Source organism: Mesorhizobium sp. ES1-4, assembly GCF_020164745.1.
Classification (GTDB): domain Bacteria; phylum Pseudomonadota; class Alphaproteobacteria; order Rhizobiales; family Rhizobiaceae; genus Mesorhizobium.
In genome coordinates this window covers 328,197-352,982 of the sequence record NZ_JAIUGV010000004.1, presented here as the reverse complement: position 1 = coordinate 352,982, position 24,786 = coordinate 328,197, and the positions used below count along the sequence as shown (strand labels likewise).

Genomic DNA, 24,786 nt, shown 5'->3' with positions numbered 1-24,786 from the left:
TTTTGTTATAACATGACATAAGCGAAAGCAAGCCTGTTGTCTGCACGGTGTGAAGGACTTTACGTCCACCGCCTGATAGCCGTTGCCGTTTTCGATTTTGCGCCATGCGCAATTTCGATCAAACTGGCCAGGCAACAAGGCGTCAGAGTGAAGACGCCAAATGCGAGGAGCACATGAACCCGACCGAGAAAGCGCTGTGGTTTGTCGAAAGCCACCTGCCGGAGGCCGTTACGCTCGACGACGTCGCCCAAAGCAGCGGCGTTTCGCGCTTTCATGTGACGCGCGCCTTCGGCGCCGCCACCGGCCGCTCCGTCATGGGTTACCTGCGCTCGCGCCGGCTGACCGAGGCGGCGCGCAGGCTCGCCGGCGGCGCGCCCGACATCCTGTGCGTCGCGCTCGAGGCCGGCTACAATTCGCATGAGGCTTTCACCCGCGCCTTCCGCGACCAGTTCGGCACCACGCCGGAACTGGTGCGCGCGCAAGGCTCGACCAAAACCCTCGATCTGGTGGAGCCTATCCTGATGGACCATTCCCCGCTCACCAGCCTCGAAGCACCGCGCTTCGAGACCAGCCGACCCTTCCTCATCGCCGGCTTCGGCGAGCGCTACAGTTGCGAGAGCAGCGCCGGCATTCCGATGCAATGGCAGCGCTTCAGTCCCTATATCGGCAACATACCCGGCGAGATCCCCGGTGTTTTCTACGGCGTCTGCCTCAACGGCGACGATGCCGGCAATTTCGACTATGTCGTCGGCGTCGAAGTGCGCGACTTCGCGGATCTACCGAAGGAATTCTACCGGGTGCGGGTGCCGGCGCAGAAATACGCCGTCTTCACGCATCGCCAGCACATCTCGACCATCCGGCGTACGATCAACACGATCTGGAACAGCTGGCTGCCCGCCTCCGGCCATGAAATCGCCGATGCGCCGGAATTCGAGCGCTATGGGCCCGAATTCGATGCCCGCATCGGCGATGGCGGGCTGGAGATCTGGGTGCCGGTCAAGGCTTGACGCGCCGTTACAGTTCCAGATCCCAGTTCTGTCCAACCAGGTCCTTGCCGAAAGAATGGTGGGGCTCTTCCCCGGTCAGCTTGAAACCCGCCGTCTGATAGATGTGCCGGGCGGCGGTCAGAATGTCGTTGGTCCACAAGGTCAGGGTCTTGTATCCCCTGGCGCGGGCAAAGCCGACGCATTCCTCGACCAGGCGCTTGCCGATGCCGAGGCCTCGCGCCGAAGGTTCGACATAGAGCAGCCGCAGCTTGGCCACCTGATCGGACTTGCGCACGACGAACACCGAGCCGACGACCTCGCCTTCCCGCTCGGCGATCCAGCCGCGCTCCCACTTCGGATCGAAGGATTTCACGAAGTTTGCCAGGATTTCGGCGACCAGCGCCTCATAGGTTTCATCCCAGCCATAGTCCTGCGCGTAGAGCAGCCCTTGCCGGCGGATGATCCAGCCGATGTCGCCGACCTGCAGCGGCCGCAGCAGATAAGGAACTTTCGGCTCGGCACTGTCATCCAGCAGACGCTGCACCGTGCGCATGGACTTGACCAGCCGGTCCTGCTCCGACGCAGGCAGCCGGTCGAGCAGCCCCGCGACCTGGTCGTGCGAATCCTTGTCGAGCGGCGCGAAGGCGTTCCTGCCCGCCGGCGTCAGCGCGATCGACGCTTGCCGCGCGTCCGAAACCAGGGGGGCCCTTGAGATGAGGTGAAGGCGCTCGAACTTCTTCAGCAAACGGCTGAGATAGCCGGCGTCGAGACCGAGATCGCGCCCGAGATCGGTCGCGGTCAATCCGTCACGATGCGCCAACTCGTAGAGCACGCGTGCCTCGGTCAGGGAGAAAGCGCTCTTCAGCAGCCCTTCGTCGAGCAGTCCGATCTGACGGGTGTAGAAGCGGTTGAAAGCCCGCATCGCATCGACAAGGTCCTTGCTGGGCGCAGCCTTGTCGGGCGGCCGGTGGATTGTCATTGAGTCATCTCCTGCCGGCACAGGATCAATCATTTACTTGACTAAGTCAAGTTATCGGAGAAATGACCGAGACGCCATCCTCTCGACCACCATGCGGCTGATCGGCGAGAAGGGCATCGACGCCGTCACCATGAAAGAGGTCGGCATGCTGGCGGGCGGGCCGATCGCCACCGTCTACCATTACTTCCCCAACAAGTCGGCGATCCTGGCGATGCTCTACGAGCGGTTTTCAGAGGTCAGCCGCGCCCGGCTGACAGCGATCCTTGCCGATGTCAGCAAAGCTAGCGACGTCATCGCCGCGGCCGACCGGCTGCTTGACGACTACCTCAGCCGAGTCGCCGGCGATCCGGCCATCCAGGACCTGCAGAACGCCATCCAGGCCGACAAGGCGCTCAAGAATCTCGACATCGCCGAAACCCGGCATCAGGCCAAAATGTTCTGCGACCATGTCATCGCCTTGCTGGAGCCGGAAAAGCACGAGCGGTTCGAGCGCATGGTTCTGCTGATCTTCCAGCTCGCCGGCGGCGTTGTGCGCCTGGCGCTTGCACAGGGCGAAGCGGAAAGCCGCCGGACCATCGAGGACTACCGGTCGATCATCCACACCCAGTTGCGGTTGTTTCTCTGACGGCCCAACGTCGAGGCACGGCTGATCAGGCTCTCGAAGCCATCGGCCAGATTGGCGTTGCCGTCCGCGACGATCTTCGAGAGGTTCCTGGCACGGCCGGGCGTCTTGTTGGCATCGAGCAACACCGCCTTGCCATCATGCACGACAAAGTCGAACTTGCCGTAGTCGAAGCCAAGCCGTTGGCGCAAAACGCGCAACTCCTCGGGTACCGGAACCGGCTCTCGGCGGATCGTGTCGTCGCCTTTGACCAGACGCTGCGGTGAGACATAACGAGTGCAGCGCTCGCGATCGCCGCAGAATATCCAGAAACGCGCCGCGAACCCGTCAGGCTCCATTTCGGGAATGAACTTCTCCACGACAAGGTCGGTACGGGTGAGCATCTCCGGCGGGACTTCGGCCAGCGATGCGTGGACCTGGTATTGATCGAATATCCGCGCACCTGGAAAAGGCGCCGTCTTGCCGGCGCGCTCGGCCTGCCGGTTGAACTGCTGCTCGGGTGTTCCCCAATGGTTGAGATTGCTCTTGACGATGACGGGACCGCTCCAGTCGTCGCCCTCCTCGAGAACCGCGCCGCTGATCCGACGCTTTGAAATGTCGGCCGCACCGAGATTTAGGCAAAACGGAAATCCACGCGCGTATTCGACATAGTCGTCCGGCGTCACCGTCGCATCGACGTGCAAGACAGCGACGTCGGCGTCATGCCTGGTTGTTGGTCCGCGAAGAATCCGCACCGAATGACCTCGTCTTTTCAGTTCGGCCAGAACATCGAACAGCATGTAGGGGCTGTCCTGGCGCAACAGGACGCCGCGCCGGCTCTGGAAGCGGTCGTATTCATGCGTAATGACGGCTACGCGTGCCATGGCTCCTACTTGGTTTCCGCGTTGTGTCCGGTTAATCCCATATTAGAGGCAACGCGGAAACCGGCTCGGGGGTCTGCATGACAAATCACTGGAATGCAACTCGTCGGCACTGGCAACTGTTAGGACCGCCATTGCGCCCGCCGCAAGAGGCCGTGGAAACCTACAACCGCGCGCTCGACCTGCTGTCATCGCATGTCCTCATGCTTGGCGTCACGCCGGAACTGGCGGGGCTGGGGCGGAGGATGCTTGCGGTGGACGAGTCCGCCGAGATGATCGCGAACATCTGGCCGGGCGACACGGAGGCGCGCGAGGCAGTGGCCGGCGACTGGCTCGACCTGCCGGTTGCCGAGGCGAGCATGGAAGCGGTGATCGGCGACGGCTGCCTGTCGGCGCTTGGTTCGTCGGCCGCGCGACAGGCATTGTTTGCCGCCATCACGCGCGTGCTGAAATCCGACGGTCGCGCGGGGCTTAGGCTGTTTGCCAGTTCCGAAGCACCGGACGATCCGAAGGACGTTCGGGCATTGGCGTATTCCGGCGGCATCGCGACCTTCCACGAGCTCAAATGGCGTGTCGCCATGACAGCGACGGGCGCGGCGCCTGACCACGCCGTACCGGTGAAAGCGATCGTGGAAAGATTTGACGCGCTTTTCCCGGACCGGGAGGAGCTTTCGGCGAGCGCGGGATGGGAGTTGCCGGTCATCGGCACCATCGACGTCTACAGGAACTCGTCCGCGATCTATAGTTTTGCTCCGGTCGCGGCCCTGATCGAGGAAGCGGAAGCGTTCTTCGCCGACGTCGGCGTCACATCCACCGGGAGCTACGGGCTCGCCAACCGATGCCCGCTGCTGGTGTTGCGGTCGCCCCGGCGCAAAAATTTCTGAAAAGCGAGTTCGCCGCCGGCACTCCCCGGCCAAGTCGTATGCTGGTGGGCAACTTCCGTCTTTCAGAACCGCATTGGTGCCTGGGAAAAATTGGCGCCGATGCCCCTTGCCGCGCGCCTTGACTCTGGCATGCCACGCGTCTATGTCAGCGCCACGTTAGCACTCGCCATTGATGAGTGCTAACGACGTGTCCGGCTCCGCCGGACGGAGGAACTGTTCTCACCGTTCTCATTCGAGGAAGAAAAAATGGCAAAGTCGAAGTTCCGCCCGCTTCATGACCGCGTGGTCGTTCGCCGGGTCGAATCCGAATCCAAGACCGCCGGCGGGATCATCATCCCCGATACGGCAAAGGAAAAGCCGCAGGAAGGCGAGATCATCGCAGTCGGCTCCGGCGCTCGCGACGAAGCCGGCAAGCTGGTCCCGCTGGACGTCAAGGCCGGCGACCGCATCCTGTTCGGCAAGTGGTCGGGCACTGAAGTCAAGCTCAATGGCGAAGACCTTCTGATCATGAAGGAATCCGACATCATGGGCATCATCGGCTGATCATCGGCCTCATCTTCAACTTGAATTTTCGGGCTTTATCCGAGCCCCTGCCAGGAGCTAAAACATGGCTGCCAAAGACGTAAAATTCTCCCGTGACGCCCGCGAGCGTATGCTGCGCGGCGTCAACATCCTCGCCGACGCGGTCAAGGTCACGCTCGGCCCCAAGGGCCGCAACGTCGTCATCGACAAGTCGTTCGGCGCCCCGCGCATCACCAAGGACGGCGTCACCGTCGCCAAGGAAATCGAGCTTGAGGACAAGTTCGAGAACATGGGCGCGCAGATGGTCCGCGAAGTTGCTTCGAAGACCAACGACATCGCCGGCGACGGCACCACGACCGCGACCGTTTTGGCGCAGTCGATCGTCCAGGAAGGCCACAAGTCGGTTGCCGCAGGCATGAACCCGATGGACCTGAAGCGCGGTATCGATCTGGCCGTGACCGAAGTGGTCGCCGCTCTCGGCAAGGCCGCCAAGAAGATCAAGACTTCCGAGGAAGTCGCCCAGGTCGGCACGATCTCGGCCAATGGCGACGAGTCGGTCGGCAAGATGATCGCGGAAGCGATGCAGAAGGTCGGCAACGAAGGCGTCATCACGGTCGAGGAAGCCAAGACCGCCGAGACCGAGTTGGAAGTCGTCGAAGGCATGCAGTTCGACCGCGGCTACCTTTCCCCGTACTTCGTCACCAACGCCGACAAGATGGTTGCCGATCTCGAGGACGCCTACATCCTGCTCCACGAGAAGAAGCTCTCCAACCTGCAGGCGATGCTGCCGGTCCTCGAAGCCGTCGTTCAGACCTCGAAGCCGCTGCTCATCATCTCGGAAGACGTCGAAGGCGAGGCCCTGGCCACGCTGGTCGTCAACAAGCTGCGTGGTGGCCTGAAGATCGCTGCCGTCAAGGCGCCGGGCTTCGGTGATCGCCGCAAGGCCATGCTGGAAGACATCGCCATTCTCACCGGTGGCCAGGTCATCTCGGAAGACCTCGGCATCAAGCTCGAGAACGTCGGCCTCAACATGCTCGGCCGCGCCAAGAAGGTGTCGATCTCCAAGGAGAACACCACCATCGTCGACGGCGCCGGCAAGAAGGCCGAGATCCAGGGCCGCGTCGCCCAGATCAAGCAGCAGATCGAAGAGACCACCTCGGACTACGACAAGGAGAAGCTGCAGGAACGTCTGGCGAAGCTCGCCGGCGGCGTTGCCGTGATCCGCGTCGGCGGTGCGACGGAAGTCGAGGTCAAGGAAAAGAAGGACCGCGTCGATGACGCCCTCAACGCGACCCGCGCGGCCGTGGAAGAAGGCATTGTTGCTGGCGGTGGCGTCGCCCTGCTGCGGGCTTCGGCCAACATCAAGGCCACCGGCGCCAACGCCGACCAGGCCGCCGGCATCAACATCGTTCGTCGTGCGTTGCAGGCTCCGGCCCGCCAGATCGCTGCCAACGCCGGTGCGGAAGCATCGATCGTTGCCGGCAAGATCCTCGAGAACAAGGGCGCGACCTTCGGCTACAACGCCCAGACCGGCGAATATGGCGACATGATCGTCATGGGTATCGTCGATCCGGTCAAGGTCGTGCGCACTGCCCTCCAGGATGCGGCCTCGGTCGCCGGCCTGCTCGTCACCACCGAAGCCATGATCGCCGAAGCTCCGAAGAAGGACTCGGCTGGCGGCGGCATGCCTGGCGGCATGGGCGGCGGCGGCATGGGCGGCATGGGCGGCATGGACTTCTAAGAAGTCCATAAAGCACGCCCATGAGCTAAAGTTGCTCAAGCCCGCAAGCGGGCTTGAGTGGCGGCATGGACTTCTAAGAAGTCCATAAAGCGCGCCCATGAGCTAAAGTTGCTCAAGCCCGCAAGCGGCTTGAGTGGCGGCATGGACCTCTAATCCAGCCACTTTGCAAAGCTTTCGGAAAGGGCGGCCAGTCGGTCGCCCTTTCCCGTTGAAGCTTTACCTATCGGTTTGCTCAGGCAGGGCGTCAGCGTGCCGCGCCACCTTGCCGGCGAGCACGGCCTGCTCGATAAGTGCAGCTACTTCATCAGCCACGGCGTTGAGCGATGAACGATCGCGGGTGGCGCGGGCGATTACCATCAGGCCTTCCAGCGAAGACTCTACCAGCAGCGCCAATGCCTGTGCGCGTCGCTCCGGGATCCCTGCCCTGACGAATGCCTGCCGCAGCAGACCGATCCACTGCTCGAAAGCCGAGCGGCAGATCTCCTCGAGTTCGGGCACGTCGTTCGGCGCGTCGAGTACGACCGGCGCGATCGGGCAGCCGAGCGAAAACTCGTTGTCCTCCAGCATACGCGCCACCGACTGATAGATGTGGTGGACGGCGACAGCCGGGTCGCTTTCCGCCGCAAGCGCTGCGCCTAGCCGTTCGGCCACGTCGGCCACGCTGGCGCGCGTCACTTCGATGACCAGTTGGTCCTTGCCGCCCGGGAAATGGAAATAGAGCGAGCCGCGCGGCGCGCCGCAGGCACCCAAAATGTCGTTGAGCGAAGTGCCGTGATAGCCGCGCTGCCGCAAAAGCAGCGCCGTCGCCTCGATCATCCGCGTGCGTGTGTCCGTCGCCATGTCCACCTCTGTCAGGAATGCGCATTATAGGCCTTGCCAACAATATGACAACCGGTCTACATAGTATGTAGATCGGTCTACAGATTTATGAGCATCAACCAGGGAGAGAGCAATGACCATGCGCGACGCGTTGGCCGAATGGCACGGCACATTCAAGGAGGGATCGGGCCGGCTCAGGCTGGGCAGCGGCGTGTTTGAGGGCGCCTATTCGTTCCCGTCGCGCTTCGAAAACGGTCCGGGCACCAATCCGGAAGAACTGATCGCCGCCGCGCATGCCGGTTGCTTCTCGATGGCGCTCACCGCCATGCTCGGAGGCGAAGGCCACACGCCCGACAGCATACGCACGATCGCCAAGGTGCATCTTGGTGCCACCGCGGCCGGGCCGACCATCACCCGCATCGAACTCGAAACGGAAGCCAATATCACAGGGATAGCTGCCGAAGACTTCGAGCGGCTGGCGCAGAAGGCCAAGGCGGCCTGCCTCGTTTCACGGGCGCTGGCCGGCGTCGCCACCATAACGCTGAAAACCGCCCTCGCCTGACGCGCGTGAAACGGAAGGAGTAAGTCCAATGACACAGGAACTCATCATCCATGCCGCCGCGGCCCGGCGATCCGTCGAGACCGCCGAGATCATGCGGCGCTTCAACGACGTGTTCCAGCGCCACGATCCGTCGGCGCTGGCCGAGCTGGTGGCCGAGGACTGCGTGATCGAGAACACGACGCCATCTCCCGAAGGCGCGCGCCGCGACGGCAAGGCCGCCTGCGTCGAGCTGTGGTCGGCGATCGCCACCGGACCCGGCACACGCTTCGACCTCGAGGAGACGTTCGTGGCCGGCGACCGCGCCACGATCCGCTGGCGCTACTGGATGGCCGACGGCCATTCGCTGCGCGGCGTCAACCTGATGCGTGTCGCAAACGGGCGGATCGTCGAGGCGATGGGCTATGTGAAGGGATAGCGTCCCGCGCGTAGCCCGGAAAGGCCGATAGCGGTTTGCCGTCCGGAACTGCGCAAGCGCCAGTGCGGGGAGCGGGTCTAAAAAGCTGAACCGCTTCCCGAGTGGCGCTAGCGGTCGGCCAGCGCCAGCTTGGCGCCGAGCATGACGAAGGCGCCGGCAAACGTCCGGCGCATCCAGGTCAGCAGCATCGGCCGCGACACGACCTGGCTGCGGATCGAGGCGGCGAAGATGCCGTAGCCAACGAAGACCACGAAGGTCAAAAGCATGAAGACGCTGCTCAGTTCCAGCATCTTCGACAGCGCATTGGGCTCGGCGGTGCTGACGAATTGCGGCAGGAAAGCGAAGAAAAAGATCGACAGTTTCGGGTTGAGCACGTTGACGAGGATGCCGGTGACGATCACCTTGCCGGCCGAGCGCGGCGCGACTTTGTCCTCGACGCTCAGGCCACCCTTCTCCTTCAACGTGTTCCAGGCCATGTAGAGCAGATAGGCGACGCCGATGTATCTCAGCGTCTCGAAGGCGACCGCACTGGTGTGCAGCAGCGCCGCCAGGCCGGTGATGGCGGCCGCCATGTGCGGGATGATGCCGAGCGTGCAGCCGAAGGCGGCGATGATCGAGGCCCGTGCACCGCGCGAAAGCCCGGCACTCAGCGTGTAGAGAACACCGGTGCCGGGCGAAGCCACGACAATCAGCGACGTCAACAGAAATTCGATACTCACGATGATTTCCTCCAGCGCCCTGCCCTGACGCAGCCTAGTCAGCATGCGGGGTGCGCACAAGCGACGGACATTCGCCGCCGGGAGGCCGCCGCTAAAAGGTAGAAAATCCGAGCGCCCGGCGCGCCATCAGGCACTCGTCATCACCAGGCATGCAGGCGCGGCAGACATCCGGTCGCAGTTCATAGATGGTGCAAGCGGTTAGCTTGCCGACTTCGCCGGACAGGGCCGAACAGCGCACGCCGTCACAGCGCATCCCCGACAGGTCGGCCGCCACGTATTTTTCCGGGATGCGGTCGAGCTGTGCATCGTCTTCGGTCGAAAAGCGCGGCCACTCGGGCGAATAAGAACAGCAGGCGCCACAGCTCTGGCAATCGAAGAGAGGCGCTGTGCCGTTTTGTGGCGACAGCACGCTGGTCGCGACTACCACGGCAAATGGACCCGAAGCGGCAAGGTTGCGATCGACATCCCGAGGCATGGCGCTACTTCTTCTTGCCTGCCTTGCCCTTTGGTGCATCGCCCGGCGACTTGAACAGATCGGTCGCTGCCTCTGCGGCTTTCGGTGCGGCGACCGGCTTAGCCGGCTTTGTGGCGGAAGCCGGCGCCGCCGGCTGGTCCTTGGCGGAGAATTTTATGGCCATGTCAGTCCTCGTCGGCGAAACGCGATGATGGTGCGCGCGGATTGCGCAGGCGGCCGATCAGCGCCGAAACCGCCGTGATGTTCATTTCCTCGGGCGACCAGTTCCGGGCTTCCGCGATGTGATGCGGCGCCAGTTCACGATGCGTGCTGCCGCTATAGGCGGCATCCTGATAGGTGACCCGCTCATGGGTCTTGGCGTCCTCGCGGACATATTCGATAAGGTAGTTCGGGCACTCGGCACGGCCACGCACGCCGATGCGCACCTGGGCATCGCCATGGGCTCGCTTGCAGCGTTCGAGTTTCTCCAGCACGCGCCGGACATATTCGACCGGCTTGTCCAGGGTTTCGACCATGTCGGCGATGGTAGCGTCGGCCGCGATTGGCGTCGGGGGTACGCGCTTGGTGGCCATCAGCGTTTTCCGGTTCGCTTCGGCAGCGCCGCGCGTGCAGCGGCCGCGGCCATATCGTCAGCCTCCTTCTCGAGCCGCAGCTCGCGCAGGCGCGCGGTCTTGGCTTCCCGCGCCTCGCTGACGGCGTCGCGCTCGGAAATGATGCGGTTGAGCGACATCGACTGGGTTTGCGTCTTGCTGAACAGCGACACGGCCGGATCAACGGCTGTCTTGGGATTGACGGTCAAAATCTTTCTCCTGTCAGGAGCCTGATACCGATAGGGCGAGACCGGTCTTCGGTCAGGACCATGCGTGAAGCAATGCGGCGGCGGATACAAAATGCTGGAGCGTCCCTTAGCACGTTCCGCCCAATGCGCAGCGCATTTTCGGCGCAACAAGCGTGAAATGAAAAAGGCCAGGCACCGCCTGACCTTCCCTGGGAGGGCCGCGCATCCGACGGGATGCACAAGGCTAGCTCCTTATGGGCAGCACAAACTTGGAAACTCAAGTCCCCGTGGTCATGCGCCCGATTCGCCGTTCACCAGTGCCAGTACATCCGTGGTCACCGGGACGGCAGAATTCCTTCTTCAGGCCGCCTTCAACTGGTCGGCCGACATCTTGCCCGACTTATTGTCCCGGACCATCGCGTAGCCGAGCTTCTGGCCCTCGACGATGTCGCGCATGCCAGCTCGTTCCACAGCCGAAATGTGGACAAAAACGTCGGCGGAGCCGTCGTCAGGCTGAATAAACCCAAAACCTTTGGTGGCGTTGAACCACTTAACTGTGCCAGTGCTCATGACGAACCCTTTCCATGGCAAATATTCGTTCGCCGTCATGCGAATGCACAACGTCGTTTGTCTCGATTTTTGATGGGGGAAGTTCGTCAAAGACGCGCTCGTAAGCGCGGATAACAAAAGTCAGTCAAACAAATATCGACGAATTTCTTGTAGGGCTATTTCGACATGATGTCAAATGTTGCCGCGGCCTGCAGCAGGATCATAGCGGTTCAGGTGGCCGGCATCGATGTGGCGTCGCTATGGGAAGGCGAATCGCCTGCAGATGAATCGAATGTCGGGCCATTCGATGGCCCGCCGTCATGGTGAAGGTGAGGTTCCGTCGAGATGGAACCAGCCGGCAGGGACAATTATGGAGCCGCAATCCCCTGCGGACCGTGATTGTTGCAGCTGGCGGTGATCACCAATAGCATTGCAGGTCGGCACAGCCATTGCCCATGCCAGCATCAGCTTGCCCTATTCGTCCGGGCCTGGCTCCGGCCACGGCTCTACCGCCGCTTCGGCGTACCATTGGCGCATTGCGGGTATAGCCAGAACCGCGTCCACATAGGCCCTGGTGTCGGGCGCCAGATCCCCGCCATAGGTGTCGAAACGGGTGACGACTGGAGCATACATGGCGTCGGCCGCGGTGAAATGGCCGAACAGAAACGGGCCGTCCTGGCCGTGTTTTTCACGGCACTCGCGCCACAGCGCCTCGATGCGGGCACGTTGGAGTTCGCCCTCGGCCTCGAGTGGCTTGTGTTCCTTTGGCCGGCGCAAATTCATCGGCCAGCCATAGCGGACTTCGCGAAAACCGGAATGCATCTCGGTCGCCGCCGAGCGCGCCAGCGCCCGGGCGCCGAGATCGGCCGGCCAGAGCTTTTTCTCGGGAAAGAGGTCGGCGAGATATTCAAGGATGGCAAGGGTTTCCCAGACGATCCTGCCATCGTGATTCAAGGTCTTGTGAACCAGGACGGGCACCTGACCTGTCGGCGACACTTTCGCCAGGTTGGCCGCGGTCTCGGGGGTGCGCAACCGCACCAAGCCCTCTTCGAACGGTATCTCCAGGTGCCGCATCGCCACCCAGGGCCTCAGCGACCAGGACGAAAAGCATTTGTTGCCTATATAGAGCGTGAAATCCGACATCTGTCCTCCCCTGGCGGTGATGCTCCTTGCGGAGTGCGCGTGCCGACATCCTAGCCTGCCGGCCGGGCCGTCGAAAGCACCTGCTTTGCGAGAAAAGCAGCAGGTTTGGAACCGAAACCGTACCGGCTCGTTTGGTCAGGCGAACCAAACCCGGGAGATGCGAACATGGTGAACAAGGATCAGGTCGCCGGCGTGGCCAAGCAGGCGAAAGGCTCCGTCAAGCAGGCGGCCGGCAAGGCGACGGGCAACAGGGAGACGCAGGCCGAAGGCACGGGCGATAAAGCCGCCGGCAAGGTGCAGAAGGCTTATGGCGACGTGAAGGACAAGGTCAAGAAATCGCTTTGACGCTTGTAGAGAAGGGCCGCGTCGAGCGGCTCTTTTCACGTCTTTAGCGATTTCCCGAGGCGTTGGTAAAAATCACGTCGCCATGATCGTCGCCGGCTTGCCCCAGAACGGCGTCCAGGCTGCCGCCGGTGACACGTGCCAGCAAATCGCTGCCGAGGTGATCAGCAGCCTGTTAACAATCCCATCATTACCGAGGCGACAAAAGCCGGGTCCTCCCAATGCGGATTGTGGCCGCAATTTTGCGCCCAGACGAGATGGGATCCGGTCAGTGTCTCGGCCAAAGACTGCTGGTGCATCTCGCCGAAAAGCGGGTCGCAGGCGCCGGCGATGATAAGCGTCCTAGCCCGCACGGCCCGCGCCGCGGCTGTCAGATCGGTGATGCGGACTTCCTCGAGAATGGCCCGCCAACGGGCCGCCGGCATGGCGGAAGCTTCCTTTGCCAGGCCGGAGAGAAACTGCCGAGGTACCGAGGGCTGGCAGGCATGCCACCAGGCGTAGAACGGATCGGCCGGCGATATCGGGTCGCGCAGGGCCTGGACACCGACCGGCAGCGGGTGGTCCGGCGTGAAGCCGGGCTTCAGCGCGCTGGCCAGCAGAACCAGGCCGCCGATGAGGTCCGGCTGCCGTGCGGCCAACGCAATCGCCACCATGCCGCCCAGCGAATGACCGACGACGACGGGCCGGTCCAGCTTCAGGACCCGGATCAACCCGGCAATGTCCTCGGCGAAATCCGCGACGCGGCAGCCGTCGCCCACCTGCGAGGCACCATGGCCGCGCAGATCGGGCATGATCAGCCAGCGTCCGGCCAGGTGGGGCGCCAGCAGCGAAAAGCTGCGGCTGCTATCCGTGAACCCATGTATCAGCAACAGCGGCGGCCCGGCGCCGGCAATCTCGACATAGGCGATGTCGAGATCGCCGGTATTGACCCATTGCTTGCCGCCAGCCCAGGCGTCCTGTTCCAGCCCAGCAACGGGCAAGACGTCCGGCGGTCTCACAGGCCAAGCTTTTCCTTGACGGCGGCAAGACCAGGCTTGCCATCGAAAGTGGTAACACCGGCGAGCCAGGCATCGAGGCGGCTCTTGTTCAGCGTGATCGCCTTCAGCGCCCCATCCTCCGGCTTCATGCCGTCATTGATGAGGTAGCCCATGCCGACATTTTCGAAATCGATGTCGAAGACAAGATTCCTGAGGAACTGGGCCATGTTCGGACATTCGTGCAGATAGCCCTTGCGCACCTGCGTCGTCACCGTCGCGGCGCCGAAATTCGGGCCAAAGAACTTGTCGCCGCCGGTCAGGTACTTGAAATCGTACATGGTGTTCATGGGATGCGGCGCCCAGCCCTGGAAGACGATGAACTGCTTCTCCTTGATCTCGTAGCCGACCTCCGACAGCATGCCGGCTTCACTGGACTCGATCACGTGCCAGCCATCGAGGCCGAAGGCCGGATCGGCGATGGCATCCATCATCAGCTGATTGGAGCCGGGCTCAATGCCATACATCTTCTTGCCGAACTTGTCGGCGAACTTGTGCAGGTCGGAGACGTCCTTGACCCCTGCCTCCCAGACGTAGGTCGGCACGGCGAACGTATATTTGGCGCCGACGAGATTGACGCGCACGTTCTCGATCGAACCGTCCTTCTTGTAGGGCTCGTAATAGGTGACCATCGCCGGGTCCCAGTAGCCCAGGAACAGGTCGAGATCCCGGTTCTTCATGCCTTCATAGATGACATTGATGCCGAGCACCTCGCTCTGTGGCTGATAGCCGAGTGCTTGCAGGAGCACATTGCCCACCGCGGTGGTGAAAGCGAGATCGTTCCAGCCGGGCTCGGCCATGCGGACCACACGGCATTGCTCGGCGTCCGCCGCGTGGGCGGTCTGAGAGGCCAAGGTCAGCGCGGCAAGACAGCTTGCAAGGATGCGCAACATTTCCGTTCTCCTCATTTGTCAAATTGACCGTCTGGTCTTTTTATTGTCCCATTGGTCAATGATTGATCTCGCGGGACGAAAATGTCAATGTGGATTCGTTGATACATGGAACGATCCCGTGAAACTGAAGCGCCTTGGCGACATACGCCGCAAGGAATTGCGGCAGGCGGCCTTCGCGGTTCTGGAGCGCGAAGGCATTGCGGGGGCCACGCTGGAAAAGGTCGCCGCCCATGCCGGCGCCTCCAAAGGCATCGTGCTGCACTATTTCCGCAACAAGCAGGAATTGTTCGAGCACGCGATGCGCGAGGCCAACGCGGTCCTGTGCAACGCGGTGGTTGCGAGGCTTCGCCAGGCACGGACGTCGACGGAGCGCCTTGACGCGGTGATCGAGGGCAATTTCGAGAAGCATCTTTTCCTGCCGCCTCTTTGCCATGCCTGGCTTTCGCTCTGCGCCGAAGTGCCACGCGATGAAAAGCTGGCGCGCATCCAGAAGGTGATCCACGGACGCATGCGCTCGAACCTGTTGTCAGGGCTGCGCGGCCTCGCCTCCCCCAGCGAAGCCGAGGACATCGCGCTTGGCGTCACGGCCTTGATCGACGGACTATGGCTTCGGCTCGGCCTGCAGCCAGGCAGCGTTTCGCGCGAGCAGGCGATCCGGCAGGTCAAGGGCTACGTCGCCGCGCGGCTGGCCACTCAGGAGCGCTCGGCCGCCCGCGACCTTCGAGGCCGGCGTCCCGCGACGCGGTAACCTCAGACCTTACGCCGAGCGGCCGCCGAAGTTCATACCCTGGGATAGCATGATGGGTTGACCCCGTGGCGGACATGCGGTGCGATCCCCTGTTGATGCCAAAGGCATGGTGAGGTGCGCGATGAGGCTTCGCGGCAAGCGGGCGTTGATCACCGGTGGATCGGACGGCATCGGCCTGGCGATCGCCGAGGCGTTCCTGCGCGCGGGCGCCGATTTGCTGATCGTCGGCCGCGACGCTGGCAAGCTCGAAGCCGCCCGCCAGAAGCTGACGGCTTCCGGCCCGGTCGGCACGGTGCGGACATTGTCGGCCGATCTCGCCACCAGCCCCGGCATCGCGGCGGTCGTCGAGCACGTGAAAGCGGCCGGACGGCCGCTAGACGTTCTCGTGAACAATGCCGGCGTCGCCTATCTCGTGCCGTTCGAGACCGTCAGCGAAGCACAGTTCGAGCACTCCTTCGCGCTCAACGTGACGGCGGCGTTCTTCCTCACCCAGGGCATGCTGCAGCATTTCGGCACCGGTGCATCCGTCATCAACATCTCCTCCTATTTCGCCAAAAAGATGATCCCAAAGCGGCCATCCAGCCTCTACTCGCTGTCCAAAGGCGCGTTGAACTCGCTGACTAGGTCGCTCGCCTTCGAACTCGGTCCACGCGGCATCCGCGTCAACGCCATCGCTCCCGGCACGGTCGACACCGCCATGCGGCGCAAGACCGTCGACAACCTGCCAGCCCAGGCACAGGCGGAACTGAAGGCCTATGTCGAGCGCAGCTATCCGCTGGGCCGCATCGGCCGCCCCGACGACCTCGCCGGGATAGCTGTCTATCTCGCCAGCGACGAGGCTGCCTGGACCAGTGGTGGCATCTTTGCCATCGACGGCGGGTACACGGCAGGGTGAACGAACCGCCGATCTCCCCACAAGGGCGAGATCGGCTAAACCTTCAAACGATTTGCATCCGCACCCGCGTCATTCTCCGCTTGAAGCCATTTGTGCAACGCGATACGCCCTTGCCCAAACTGACAGACCGGAGACTTGCCGTGAGCGCGCCAAAAACCAGAACCGAAACCGATACGTTCGGCCCCATCGAGGTTGCCGCCGATCGTTATTGGGGCGCTCAGGCGCAGCGTTCGCTGGGCAATTTCAAGATCGGTTGGGAAAAGCAACCGACTTCGATCGTGCGCGCACTGGGCATCGTCAAGCGGGCGGCGGCGGAAGCCAATATGGAGCTCAAGCGGCTCGACCCGGCTATCGGCAAGGCAATCATAGAGGCCGCGCAAGAAGTCATCGACGGCAAGCTCAACGATCATTTCCCGCTGGTCGTCTGGCAGACCGGTTCGGGTACGCAGTCCAACATGAACGCCAACGAGGTGATCTCCAACCGCGCGATCGAAATGCTGGGCGGCGTCATGGGCTCGAAAAAGCCGGTGCACCCCAACGACCACGTCAATATGAGCCAGTCGTCGAACGACACCTATCCGACAGCCATGCACATCGCCTGTGCCGAGCGCGTCGTACACGACCTGATCCCCGCGCTGCACCACCTGCATAAGGCGCTCGCCGCCAAGAGCCGGGACTTCAACCACATCATCAAGATCGGCCGCACGCACACCCAGGACGCCACGCCCCTCACCCTTGGCCAGGAATTTTCAGGCTATGCCGCGCAGGTCGCCTCGTCGATCAAGCGCATCCAATCGACGCTGCCTGGCCTGCAGGAACTGGCGCAAGGCGGCACCGCCGTCGGCACTGGCCTCAATGCACCGGTCGGTTTCGCAGAGCGGGTGGCCGATCGCATCGCCGCCATATCAGGCATCGCCTTCGTCACCGCGCCGAACAAGTTCGAGGCGCTCGCCGCCCATGATTCCATGGTATTCTCGCATGGCGCGATCAACGCGGCGGCCGCGGCACTCTTCAAGGTCGCCAATGACATCCGCTTCCTTGGCTCCGGTCCGCGCTCGGGCCTCGGCGAATTGTCGCTGCCGGAAAACGAACCCGGCTCCTCGATCATGCCTGGCAAGGTCAACCCGACCCAGTGCGAGGCGATGACGCAGGTTTGCGTGCAGGTGTTCGGCAACAATGCGGCACTGACCTTCGCCGGCAGCCAGGGCCACTTCGAACTCAACGTCTACAATCCGCTGATGGCCTACAACTTCCTCCAGTCGGTGCAGCTGCTGGCCGATGCGTCAGTCTCGTTCACCGACAATTGCGTCGTCGGCATCGAGGCTCGAGAGGACAACATCAAGGCGGCCCTCGACCGTTCCCTGATGCTGGTGACGGCGCTTGCGCCCACCATCGGCTACGATAACGCCGCCAAGATCGCCAAGACCGCGCACAAGAAGGGCACGACGTTGCGCGAGGAAGCATTGGCAACCGGACTGGTCAGCGAGGCCGACTATGACCGCCTGGTGCGGCCGGTGGACATGACGCATCCGGGGTAAGTGTGTTTCGGCGGGAGAATTTACTCCCGTCGGCGCTCAAGCCGACACGAATTTCGCGCGTCCTGCCCGGTGAGGGAAATGTACGCCATGTGAACAATGTGTCGCCGCATAGCCGACTTTGGTGAACAGTCGGCATCGTTTATCTGAGTGGTCATTCAACCCATTCGGAGAGCCATCATGTCCATCAACACTTCCGCCGCCGGCGCCGGCACCGCGTCCAACAGTTCTGTCACCATCCTGCTCGGCCGTATCCTGCTCGCAGTCATTTTCCTGCTTTCAGGCTTCGGCAAACTAACAGCCATTTCCGGCACAGCCGCCTATTTTGGTGGTCTCGGCCTGCCGGCGCCGACGGCGACGGCCATCATCGTCGGCCTGATCGAGCTGCTTGGCGGCCTTGCCGTCCTCGTCGGTTTCCAGACCAGGATCGCCGCCTGGGTGCTCGCTATCTTCACGATTGCAACCGGGCTGGTCGCCCACACCGGCTGGGCCGACCAGATGCAGATGATCCAGTTCCTCAAGAACCTCGCCATAACCGGCGGCTTCCTGCTGCTGGCCTCATCGGGTGCTGGCGCCTACTCGATCGACGCCAAGCGCGGCTGAGGCTTTCCCCTCCCAAAGGACTTGAAACGGGCGGCACGGAATTTTCCGCGCCGCTTTTTCGTTGTCGGGTTGCAGGCGTAGACTGCAAATGGCCGCCGGTGGCCGTTACCGGCAAGGGAGGATGCCATGACCCACAACGCATTGCTTCTGGTTTCGCGACTGCTGTTTGCCGTGCTGTTCGTGCCGTCCGGCTTCCAGGCGCTAGCCAACATTGCCGGCACAACCAATTATTTCGCCGGTCTCGGCCTGCCGCTGCCAGCGCTCGCCGCCTGGGGCACGGGCCTTTTCGAGCTGATGGCGGGGCTGCTGATCCTCGTTGGGTTCCAGACGCGGATCGTGGCCCTGCTGCTGGCCGCCTTCTGTGTCGTGGCCGGCTATATCGGCCACTATGGCCAAGGCGCCGGTGATGCGACGCTCGCCTTCCTGCACCAGCAGATGCTGATGAAGGACATCGCGATAGCGGGTGGTTTCCTGGCGCTTGCCATGGCCGGCGCCGGGGCATGGTCGGCAGACGGCCGAACCTTCGGCGTCGGCGCCGACGCGCCTTGACTATTTCACCGACACGCTCGGTCCACCCTCGACCGCCAGCACCAGGCGGCGATTGGTGACGCGCGCCAGTTGCGCCAGCCGGCCGGCCGGACGCTCGCCATAGAGATTGGCGAGCGAAGCCGGCAGCACCAGCGTCAGCGCGCCGTTGGGGCGGCTTTCCCATTTCAGCCTCGGCATGATGCCCGGCATTGCGGCCGTCAGCAGGTAGACGACCCGCATCATCGCCGCCAGCACGCGAGCGCGCTCCAACAGGCGCGGCGGCGCCAGCGCCTTGATTTCGGGTGCCACCAATTCATTGAAGACGCCGTCGTGGCGGTAGGCATTGGTCAGCGCCAGGTAGGCGCGGCCGGGATGATCGACGCCGATGAACGACGCATGCGCGATGATGTTGAGCGACTGCTTGCCGCGATATTCCGGATGAGCGCGCCAGCCGATATCGGCGAGCAGGCAGGCGGCATGGCGATAGCGTGCTTCGTCTTCCGTCTCGTCGATGCCGAAAGCCTTGAAGGCCTTGCCGGTCCACTCGACTAGGTCATGCGCGTGATGGACCGAACGCGAGCGCAAAAGCGCAAGCTCCTCGGCGGCGGAGATCAGCGGATCGGCCTTCTGCTCGGCCTCGTCAAGCAGCGAATAGAGGAAGCCTTCGCGCACGCCTTGCGCCGAAACGACGATCCTGGAGGGCTGCATCGCCGCAATGATCTCCTGCAAGACGAGGGCGCCGTATGGCAGCAGCGAGCGGCGGTTCTTGGAGACGCCCTCGATACCCCTCACCTTTTCGACCTCGCCCTTCGCCACCTGCTTGAGAAAGCCTTGAGCGCTGTCGGCCGATATCTCGTAGTGATGCATGACGCCGAGCGGATAGTTGTTCATCTCCATGTGCAGCCGGGCGAGGTTTCGCCAGGTGCCGCCGACGGCATAGAAGGTCCTGCCCTGCCCGCTCTTCAACAGCTTGGCCCTTGACAGTTCCTGACGCGCGATCTTCTGCGCCTGGACGAGCGAGTTCTTGGCCATGTCCTGCAGGCGCAGGCCGCCGAGCGGCAGCGTGATGCCATCGCCGATCGCCTCACCATCGATGTCGATGAGCTCCAGGCTGCCGCCGCCAAGGTCGCCGGCAATGCCGTTGGCCGGATGAAAACCGGAGATGACGCCGAGCGCGGAATAATGCGCTTCCTGGCGGCCCGAGAGCACGCGGATCTCGGTCTTCAGCACATCCTCGGCGCGATGGATGAAATCGGGACCGTTGATCGCCTCGCGGGCGGCGGCGGTTGCCAATACGTACATGTGTTCGGCGCCGGCCTGATCGGAAAGCGCCCGGAAACGGCGAAACTCCTCCATCGAGCGCGCCACCCCTTCGGGGTCGAGCTTCCCCGTCGACACGATGCCGCGGCCGAGGCCGGCCAGCATCTTCTCGTTGAACAGCGTGGTCGGCGAACGCGCCAGTCCCTCATAGACGACAAGACGGATCGAATTGGACCCGATATCGATGATGGACAGCGGTCGGCGGTCCTGCAGCCGGCCCTGGGAATTGGACAGCATCAGGTGGTGGCGTTCTTCTTGCGGCGCTTGAACTGCGCGATTCGCTTCGGCGCATGCGACTTCAGCGCGTCACCCCGTCCCGACAAGCTCGGATTGGTCATGAAATATTCCTGCGCGTTGAACGGTTCCTCGCCCTCTTCCAGCACCACGCGCCGGGAGGTTCCATCTGCCAATACGTCGAAACTTTGCTGATTGTCCATGATGTTGCCGAGCATGATCTGCCCCAGAATCTGTTCATGCACAGTTGGATTGGTGATCGGCACCATGGTCTCGACGCGGCGATCGAGATTGCGCGGCATGAGGTCGGCCGAGGAGATGTAGACGATTGCCTCGTCCGCGGGCAGGCCGTGGCCGTTGCCGAAACAGTAGATGCGGCTGTGCTCGAGAAACCGGCCGACGATCGACTTGACCCTGATGTTTTCCGACAGGCCCGGCACCTGGGGCCGCAGACAGCATATGCCGCGCACGACGAGGTCGATTTCCACACCGGCGCGGCTGGCATCGTAGAGTGCATCGATGATGATGGGATCGACGAGCGAGTTCATCTTCATCCAGATGCGCGCCGGTCGTCCCTCCAATGCATGGGTGACCTCGTCGGAAATGTGCTGGAGAATGCGGTTCCTCAGCGTGAACGGCGAGATCGCCAGCCGCATTTCGGCGGTTGGCTCCGCATAGCCGGTGATGAAATTGAACAGTTGCGCAACGTCGCGGGCAATCGTCGGATCCGTGGTGAAGAAGGACAGGTCGGTGTAAATGCGTGCGGTCACCGGATGGTAGTTGCCGGTGCCGAGATGGACGTAGTTGCGCAGCTTACCGTCCTCGCGCCGCACCACCAGCGACATCTTGGCGTGGGTTTTCAGTTCGAGGAAACCGAACACGACCTGCACGCCGGCGCGCTCGAGATCGCGCGCCCAGCGGATGTTGGCCTCCTCGTCGAAACGGGCCTTGAGCTCGACCAACGCCGTCACCGACTTGCCGGCCTCGGCCGCGTCGACCAGCGCGCGCACGATCGGGCTGTCATTGGAGGTGCGATAGAGCGTCTGCTTGATCGCCACCACTTCGGGATCGGCCATTGCCTGGCGCAGGAACTGCACCACCACATCGAACGACTCATAGGGATGATGGACGACGATGTCCTTCTCGCGGATGGCGGCAAAACAGTCGCCGCCATGCTCGCGGATGCGCTCGGGAAAGCGTGGGTTGTAGGGCGTGAATTTCAGGTCGTCGCGGGGAACGGAGACGATCTCGGAAATCTGACTGAGCGCCAGCGGCCCGGTGAGCACGCTGATGCGGCTCGACGAGACGCCAAGCTCGCCGGCGACGAAGTCGCGCAGTTCGGCCGGCATCAGCATGTCGAACTCTATGCGGATCACGGAGCCGCGGCGGCGCCGCTTGAGCGCCGTTTCGAACAGCCGCACAAGGTCTTCCGATTCTTCCTCGACCTCGATATCGCTGTCGCGGATGATGCGGAAGGTGCCGGAGCCCTTGACCTCGTAGCCGGGGAACAGCTTGCCGATATAAAGACCGACCGCCTCCTCCAGCGGAATGAAGCGGACATGGTTCTTGCGGTCCGGAAGGCGAATGAAGCGCCTCAGCGCCACCGGCAGGCGCAGCAACGCGCTCATCTCCTCGCCATTCTTGCGATGACGAAGCTGCAGCGCCATCGAGAAGCCGAGATTGGGAATGAACGGGAACGGATGCGCCGGGTCGATCGACAGCGGAGTGAGCACCGGAAACACCTGGTCCTGGAAATGCTCTTCCAGCCAGACCCTTTCGTCCTTGGTCAGCGCATCACGGGTGATGCTTTCGATACCTTCCTTGTTGAGCAGCACCGTAAGCGCCGAAAGGCTCTTCTGCTGGTCCTCCTGCAGCCGCTCGACCTCACGCAGCAATTGTTCGAGCTGCTGTTCGGGGGTGCGTCCGTCCGGACTCTTCAACACGATGCCCTCGCGCACCTGGCCGGCAAGGCCGGCGACGCGCACCATGAAGAACTCGTCGAGATTGGCGGCCGAGATCGACAGAAAGCGCACGCGCTCCAGCAGCGGATGATGGGCGTTCAGGGATTCTTCGAGAACGCGGCGATTGAACTGCAACCAGGAGAATTCGCGGTTGACGAAACGGTCCGGATTGCCTTCCGGGCTCGCCGCCGCGACGTTGTTGAATTCGCTCTGTACCGGCTTCAATTCGTTCATGATTCCTGCTCTTTCGGCCGCCTCAGCCGGTTAACCGGCTTAACTTATCCTGTGGCAGGCTTTTGCGACAGTTCTCTGACAGGCTTTTGCGACAGTTTGATTTCATCGAACTTGCAAAGAGGCCTGATATGATCCAGATGCAGAAGAGAGTGCGTTAAGGAGACGACGATGGCAGGCGGTTCCATTCCCCATTTCCAGAACGATGCGGGCCATCCGGCAATCGACATCGGGGTCAAGGAATTCATGTGCACGGGCGCCAACCCGCCTTTCGACCATCCGCATGTCTTCCTCGACATGGGCGACGACAATGAGAAAGTCTGCCCTTACTGCTCAACCCTCTACCGCTATTCGCCGAAGCTGAAGGCGTTGGAAACGCTGCCGGCGGGCTGCCTTTACATCGACCAGGCAGCCTGACCTCCCGATCATGAGCGAGACGCGGTCCCGGCAGGTCGTGATTGCCGGGGCGGGGATCGCCGGGCTAGCCGCGGCGATTGCCTTTGCCGAACGCGGCTACCCCGTGAGGGTGTTCGAACAGGCCAAGCGCCTCGAAGCGGTAGGCGCCGGCATCCAGCTCTCTCCAAACGCGACGCGCATTCTGCGCAAACTCGGCGTTCTCGACGCGCTTCTTGTCAATGCCATCAAGCCGGAAGCCGTGGTGCTGAAGGACGCCGCGAGCCTACGCCAACTGGCACGCGTGCCGCTTGGCGGAGCCGGCGAGAAACGCTGGGGCGCGCCCTATCTCGTGGCGCACCGGGCTGATCTGCAAGACGCCCTGATGGCGCGCGTTGCGCAAATGCCCGACATCCAAATCACCACCGGCGCACGCATCGGCGATATCGCCGTTGGCACGCATGGTGTCGTTGTAACCACGGAGGTGGACGACAAGCCCGTCCAGGCGCCGGGTTTACTGCTGGTTGGCGCCGACGGCGTCTGGTCGTCGGTGCGGAGGCTTGCCAGCCAGGGCAGCAGAGCCGGCTTCGCGAACAGCCGTTTCTCCGGCGAACTGGCTTGGCGCGCTACGGTGAGCGCGAACAGCGAGGCCGGGCAAGCATTTGCCGCGATCGCCGCCGCCGACTGCGTCACCACCTTCCTGCATCCCGGCTTTCACATGGTCGCCTATCCCGTGAGCAAGGGAGACGCCTTCAATCTCGTCGCTTTCACCAAAGGCGAGCGCATTGCCGAGGGCTGGTCCGGACACGCCGATCGCGCCATTCTCGCGAGCGCCATGCGCGACACGGCCGCAGGCCTTGCAAGACTGGTGGAATTGGCTGGCCCATGGCTGACCTGGCCACTTCATACCGTCGAACAGAGGCAGCCCTGGACGATGCCAGCCGGCGTCGCGCTGATCGGCGACGCCGCACATGCGATGACCCCGTTCGCGGCACAAGGCGCGGGCATGGCAATCGAGGACGCCGCGACGCTCGCCGGCCTCGTCGCCGACTTCCCATCCGATCTGCGGCAAAGCCTCGTCATTTGGGAGAACCTGCGGCGGCCGCGTATCGAAAAGGTGCTGAAACGCGGCGCGCTCAACCGCCTCGCCTGGCATGCCTGGGGACCAGTGGCGATCGCGCGCAACCTGTTATTGGCGATGCGGTCGGGAGAGAAGCTCGCGGCGGATTTGGACTGGCTCTACGGCTGGGAACAGCAGAACATCATCCGGCGTTGAAGCAACCCTACGATCCGCCGCCTGACCGACCTGAACAATCTCTCAATTATACAGCCGCATCGACAGTCCAAGCGAGATCGGCAGCGGGTTCCACCAGCCGGTGCGCAGGCCGGCGGTGCGCAACGCCGCCGCCGTCCAGGTGTTGCAGCCGATCAGCGCATTGAAACGGCCATTGGCCTCATAGAAGCGGTCGAAACTGGAGTAGGCAGCATTGTCGATGACGATCGGGCCGCTCGGCCCTTGCTGAAAGCTGGCATCAATGAAGTCGAGCAATGCTGCAAAACGGTCCTCGCCCACGTCGAAGCCGGCGACATCGGGGTGCGGCTCGGGGATATCGCCGGCGACGTCGACATGCATCACCGAAGCATCGAGCGTCAGCGCCTTGAAGGCGGGCAGCGCCTTCAATTGCGACCATGTCGGCGTTTCCAGGTAGAAGGCGCGCCCGCCCCAGCCGAAGACGAGATAGCGCACTTCAGGTGCGTCTGAAGGCAGGCCCGCATCGGCGAGAAAATGGAAGCGCCGGCGCACTTCGTCGTCCACCGGAATAGCGATGTCGGTGTGGATCGGGTTCTTCAGCACCAATATGCGCCGCTTGCCCTCGCCCGCGGCCGCCGCCGCCGGCCAGAGCGGCCGCGGCACCAGCGTGCCGAAGGCCGCGGCAAGCACCACTGCGGCAACCAGCATGGCCAGGAAACGCAGGAATTTTTTCATCGGCGCGGCTTCGCGGTTGGTCGCTCAA

Annotated in this window: 30 protein-coding genes; 15 read left to right on the top strand and 15 right to left on the bottom strand. The window is 62.9% G+C overall.

Features of this window, described 5'->3' with window-relative positions:
• Window positions 1-173: 173 nt before the first annotated feature.
• Window positions 174-1,007: an AraC family transcriptional regulator gene (locus tag LB556_RS10010; RefSeq protein WP_224566566.1), complete on the top strand. Its 834-nt coding sequence runs from the start codon at window positions 174-176 to the stop codon at window positions 1,005-1,007.
• 7 nt (window positions 1,008-1,014) lie between these two features.
• On the opposite strand, the gene LB556_RS10005 is transcribed toward LB556_RS10010, so the two are convergent.
• Window positions 1,015-1,965 (bottom strand): helix-turn-helix domain-containing GNAT family N-acetyltransferase, encoded by a 951-nt coding sequence (locus LB556_RS10005; RefSeq protein ID WP_224566564.1) that lies wholly within the window; start codon window positions 1,963-1,965, stop codon window positions 1,015-1,017.
• Between the two features lie 37 nt (window positions 1,966-2,002).
• On the opposite strand from LB556_RS10005, the gene LB556_RS10000 reads away from it, so the two are divergent.
• The gene (locus LB556_RS10000) at window positions 2,003-2,590 is read left to right on the top strand and encodes a TetR/AcrR family transcriptional regulator (RefSeq protein WP_263485184.1); all 588 of its coding nucleotides are present in this window, start codon (window positions 2,003-2,005) and stop codon (window positions 2,588-2,590) included.
• On the opposite strand, the gene LB556_RS09995 is transcribed toward LB556_RS10000, so the two are convergent.
• On the bottom strand, window positions 2,548-3,450 hold the full coding sequence (locus LB556_RS09995) for a hypothetical protein (RefSeq protein ID WP_224566562.1): 903 nt from the start codon (window positions 3,448-3,450) through the stop codon (window positions 2,548-2,550). The two genes, LB556_RS10000 and LB556_RS09995, sit on opposite strands and share 43 nt — an antisense overlap.
• Window positions 3,451-3,581: 131 nt before the next feature.
• On the opposite strand from LB556_RS09995, the gene LB556_RS09990 reads away from it, so the two are divergent.
• The 3 genes from LB556_RS09990 to groL all read left to right on the top strand — a co-directional run bounded on the left by LB556_RS09990 (window position 3,582) and on the right by groL (window position 6,594).
• Entirely contained in the window at window positions 3,582-4,331 is a 750-nt protein-coding gene (locus tag LB556_RS09990; protein ID WP_224566560.1) for a class I SAM-dependent methyltransferase, read from the top strand.
• A 246-nt stretch (window positions 4,332-4,577) separates the two neighbouring features.
• Entirely contained in the window at window positions 4,578-4,874 is a 297-nt protein-coding gene (gene groES, locus LB556_RS09985) for a co-chaperone GroES (protein WP_006203049.1), read from the top strand.
• Window positions 4,875-4,938: 64 nt separating this feature from the next.
• Window positions 4,939-6,594 (top strand): chaperonin GroEL, encoded by a 1,656-nt coding sequence (gene groL / locus LB556_RS09980; RefSeq protein WP_224566558.1) that lies wholly within the window; start codon window positions 4,939-4,941, stop codon window positions 6,592-6,594.
• Window positions 6,595-6,810: 216 nt separating this feature from the next.
• Here groL and LB556_RS09975 read toward each other — a convergent pair whose 3' ends face one another.
• Entirely contained in the window at window positions 6,811-7,434 is a 624-nt protein-coding gene (locus LB556_RS09975) for a TetR/AcrR family transcriptional regulator (RefSeq protein ID WP_224566556.1), read from the bottom strand.
• A gap of 112 nt (window positions 7,435-7,546) precedes the next feature.
• On the opposite strand from LB556_RS09975, the gene LB556_RS09970 reads away from it, so the two are divergent.
• Window positions 7,547-7,975 (top strand): OsmC family protein, encoded by a 429-nt coding sequence (locus tag LB556_RS09970; RefSeq protein ID WP_224566555.1) that lies wholly within the window; start codon window positions 7,547-7,549, stop codon window positions 7,973-7,975.
• Between the two features lie 28 nt (window positions 7,976-8,003).
• A complete protein-coding gene (locus tag LB556_RS09965) occupies window positions 8,004-8,390 on the top strand; it encodes a nuclear transport factor 2 family protein (RefSeq protein ID WP_224566553.1) in 387 nt (128 codons plus the stop codon).
• Window positions 8,391-8,497: 107 nt separating this feature from the next.
• Here LB556_RS09965 and LB556_RS09960 read toward each other — a convergent pair whose 3' ends face one another.
• The 7 genes from LB556_RS09960 to LB556_RS09930 form a co-directional block, all read right to left on the bottom strand.
• Window positions 8,498-9,109 carry a LysE family translocator gene (locus tag LB556_RS09960; RefSeq protein ID WP_224566551.1) on the bottom strand — a complete coding sequence of 204 codons (612 nt, stop codon included), beginning with the start codon at window positions 9,107-9,109 and terminating at the stop codon, window positions 8,498-8,500.
• A gap of 91 nt (window positions 9,110-9,200) precedes the next feature.
• Window positions 9,201-9,584 (bottom strand): YkgJ family cysteine cluster protein, encoded by a 384-nt coding sequence (locus tag LB556_RS09955; protein ID WP_224566549.1) that lies wholly within the window; start codon window positions 9,582-9,584, stop codon window positions 9,201-9,203.
• A 4-nt stretch (window positions 9,585-9,588) separates the two neighbouring features.
• Window positions 9,589-9,747, bottom strand: coding sequence for a hypothetical protein (locus tag LB556_RS09950; RefSeq protein ID WP_224566547.1), 159 nt, complete (start codon window positions 9,745-9,747; stop codon window positions 9,589-9,591).
• Window position 9,748: 1 nt separating this feature from the next.
• Entirely contained in the window at window positions 9,749-10,156 is a 408-nt protein-coding gene (locus LB556_RS09945) for a hypothetical protein (protein WP_224566545.1), read from the bottom strand.
• A complete protein-coding gene (locus LB556_RS09940; RefSeq protein WP_224566543.1) occupies window positions 10,156-10,383 on the bottom strand; it encodes a hypothetical protein in 228 nt (75 codons plus the stop codon). The genes LB556_RS09945 and LB556_RS09940 overlap by 1 nt, the downstream gene beginning before the upstream one ends.
• Before the next feature lie 339 nt (window positions 10,384-10,722).
• Entirely contained in the window at window positions 10,723-10,932 is a 210-nt protein-coding gene (locus tag LB556_RS09935) for a cold-shock protein (RefSeq protein WP_224566751.1), read from the bottom strand.
• Window positions 10,933-11,385: 453 nt separating this feature from the next.
• The gene (locus tag LB556_RS09930; protein ID WP_224566541.1) at window positions 11,386-12,054 is read right to left on the bottom strand and encodes a glutathione S-transferase family protein; all 669 of its coding nucleotides are present in this window, start codon (window positions 12,052-12,054) and stop codon (window positions 11,386-11,388) included.
• Between the two features lie 165 nt (window positions 12,055-12,219).
• Here LB556_RS09930 and LB556_RS09925 point away from each other — a divergent pair, with 165 nt between their 5' ends.
• Window positions 12,220-12,399 (top strand): CsbD family protein, encoded by a 180-nt coding sequence (locus LB556_RS09925; protein WP_224566540.1) that lies wholly within the window; start codon window positions 12,220-12,222, stop codon window positions 12,397-12,399.
• A 161-nt stretch (window positions 12,400-12,560) separates the two neighbouring features.
• Here the strand turns inward: LB556_RS09925 and LB556_RS09920 are convergent, their stop codons facing one another.
• Both LB556_RS09920 and choX read right to left on the bottom strand, forming a co-directional pair.
• Complete coding sequence (locus tag LB556_RS09920) at window positions 12,561-13,394, bottom strand: alpha/beta fold hydrolase (RefSeq protein ID WP_224566538.1); 834 nt, start codon at window positions 13,392-13,394, stop codon at window positions 12,561-12,563.
• Window positions 13,391-14,323, bottom strand: coding sequence for a choline ABC transporter substrate-binding protein (choX, locus tag LB556_RS09915; RefSeq protein WP_224566536.1), 933 nt, complete (start codon window positions 14,321-14,323; stop codon window positions 13,391-13,393). Before choX ends, LB556_RS09920 begins: the two co-directional genes overlap by 4 nt.
• Window positions 14,324-14,441: 118 nt before the next feature.
• Between choX and betI the strand changes: the two genes are divergently transcribed.
• From betI to LB556_RS09890, 5 genes are all read left to right on the top strand, one after another.
• Window positions 14,442-15,071, top strand: a complete 630-nt coding sequence (gene betI / locus LB556_RS09910; protein WP_224566534.1) for a choline-responsive transcriptional repressor BetI — start codon at window positions 14,442-14,444, stop codon at window positions 15,069-15,071.
• 121 nt (window positions 15,072-15,192) lie between these two features.
• The gene (locus LB556_RS09905; protein WP_224566532.1) at window positions 15,193-15,966 is read left to right on the top strand and encodes an SDR family NAD(P)-dependent oxidoreductase; all 774 of its coding nucleotides are present in this window, start codon (window positions 15,193-15,195) and stop codon (window positions 15,964-15,966) included.
• 140 nt (window positions 15,967-16,106) lie between these two features.
• Window positions 16,107-17,504 (top strand): class II fumarate hydratase, encoded by a 1,398-nt coding sequence (fumC, locus tag LB556_RS09900; protein ID WP_224566530.1) that lies wholly within the window; start codon window positions 16,107-16,109, stop codon window positions 17,502-17,504.
• A gap of 177 nt (window positions 17,505-17,681) precedes the next feature.
• On the top strand, window positions 17,682-18,104 hold the full coding sequence (locus LB556_RS09895) for a DoxX family protein (protein ID WP_224566528.1): 423 nt from the start codon (window positions 17,682-17,684) through the stop codon (window positions 18,102-18,104).
• Between the two features lie 126 nt (window positions 18,105-18,230).
• Entirely contained in the window at window positions 18,231-18,653 is a 423-nt protein-coding gene (locus LB556_RS09890; RefSeq protein WP_224566526.1) for a DoxX family protein, read from the top strand.
• On the opposite strand, the gene ppx is transcribed toward LB556_RS09890, so the two are convergent.
• Together ppx and LB556_RS09880 are read right to left on the bottom strand one after the other, a co-directional pair.
• Window positions 18,654-20,189: an exopolyphosphatase gene (gene ppx, locus LB556_RS09885; RefSeq protein ID WP_224566524.1), complete on the bottom strand. Its 1,536-nt coding sequence runs from the start codon at window positions 20,187-20,189 to the stop codon at window positions 18,654-18,656.
• A complete protein-coding gene (locus LB556_RS09880) occupies window positions 20,189-22,381 on the bottom strand; it encodes an RNA degradosome polyphosphate kinase (protein ID WP_224566522.1) in 2,193 nt (730 codons plus the stop codon). The genes ppx and LB556_RS09880 overlap by 1 nt, the downstream gene beginning before the upstream one ends.
• 168 nt (window positions 22,382-22,549) lie before the next feature.
• Here LB556_RS09880 and LB556_RS09875 point away from each other — a divergent pair, with 168 nt between their 5' ends.
• Window positions 22,550-22,795 carry a zinc-finger domain-containing protein gene (locus LB556_RS09875; RefSeq protein WP_224566520.1) on the top strand — a complete coding sequence of 82 codons (246 nt, stop codon included), beginning with the start codon at window positions 22,550-22,552 and terminating at the stop codon, window positions 22,793-22,795.
• Window positions 22,796-22,805: 10 nt separating this feature from the next.
• A complete protein-coding gene (locus LB556_RS09870) occupies window positions 22,806-24,047 on the top strand; it encodes an FAD-dependent monooxygenase (protein WP_224566518.1) in 1,242 nt (413 codons plus the stop codon).
• A gap of 42 nt (window positions 24,048-24,089) precedes the next feature.
• Here LB556_RS09870 and LB556_RS09865 read toward each other — a convergent pair whose 3' ends face one another.
• On the bottom strand, window positions 24,090-24,758 hold the full coding sequence (locus LB556_RS09865) for a TIGR02117 family protein (protein ID WP_224566516.1): 669 nt from the start codon (window positions 24,756-24,758) through the stop codon (window positions 24,090-24,092).
• Between the last annotated feature and the right edge of the window lie 28 nt (window positions 24,759-24,786).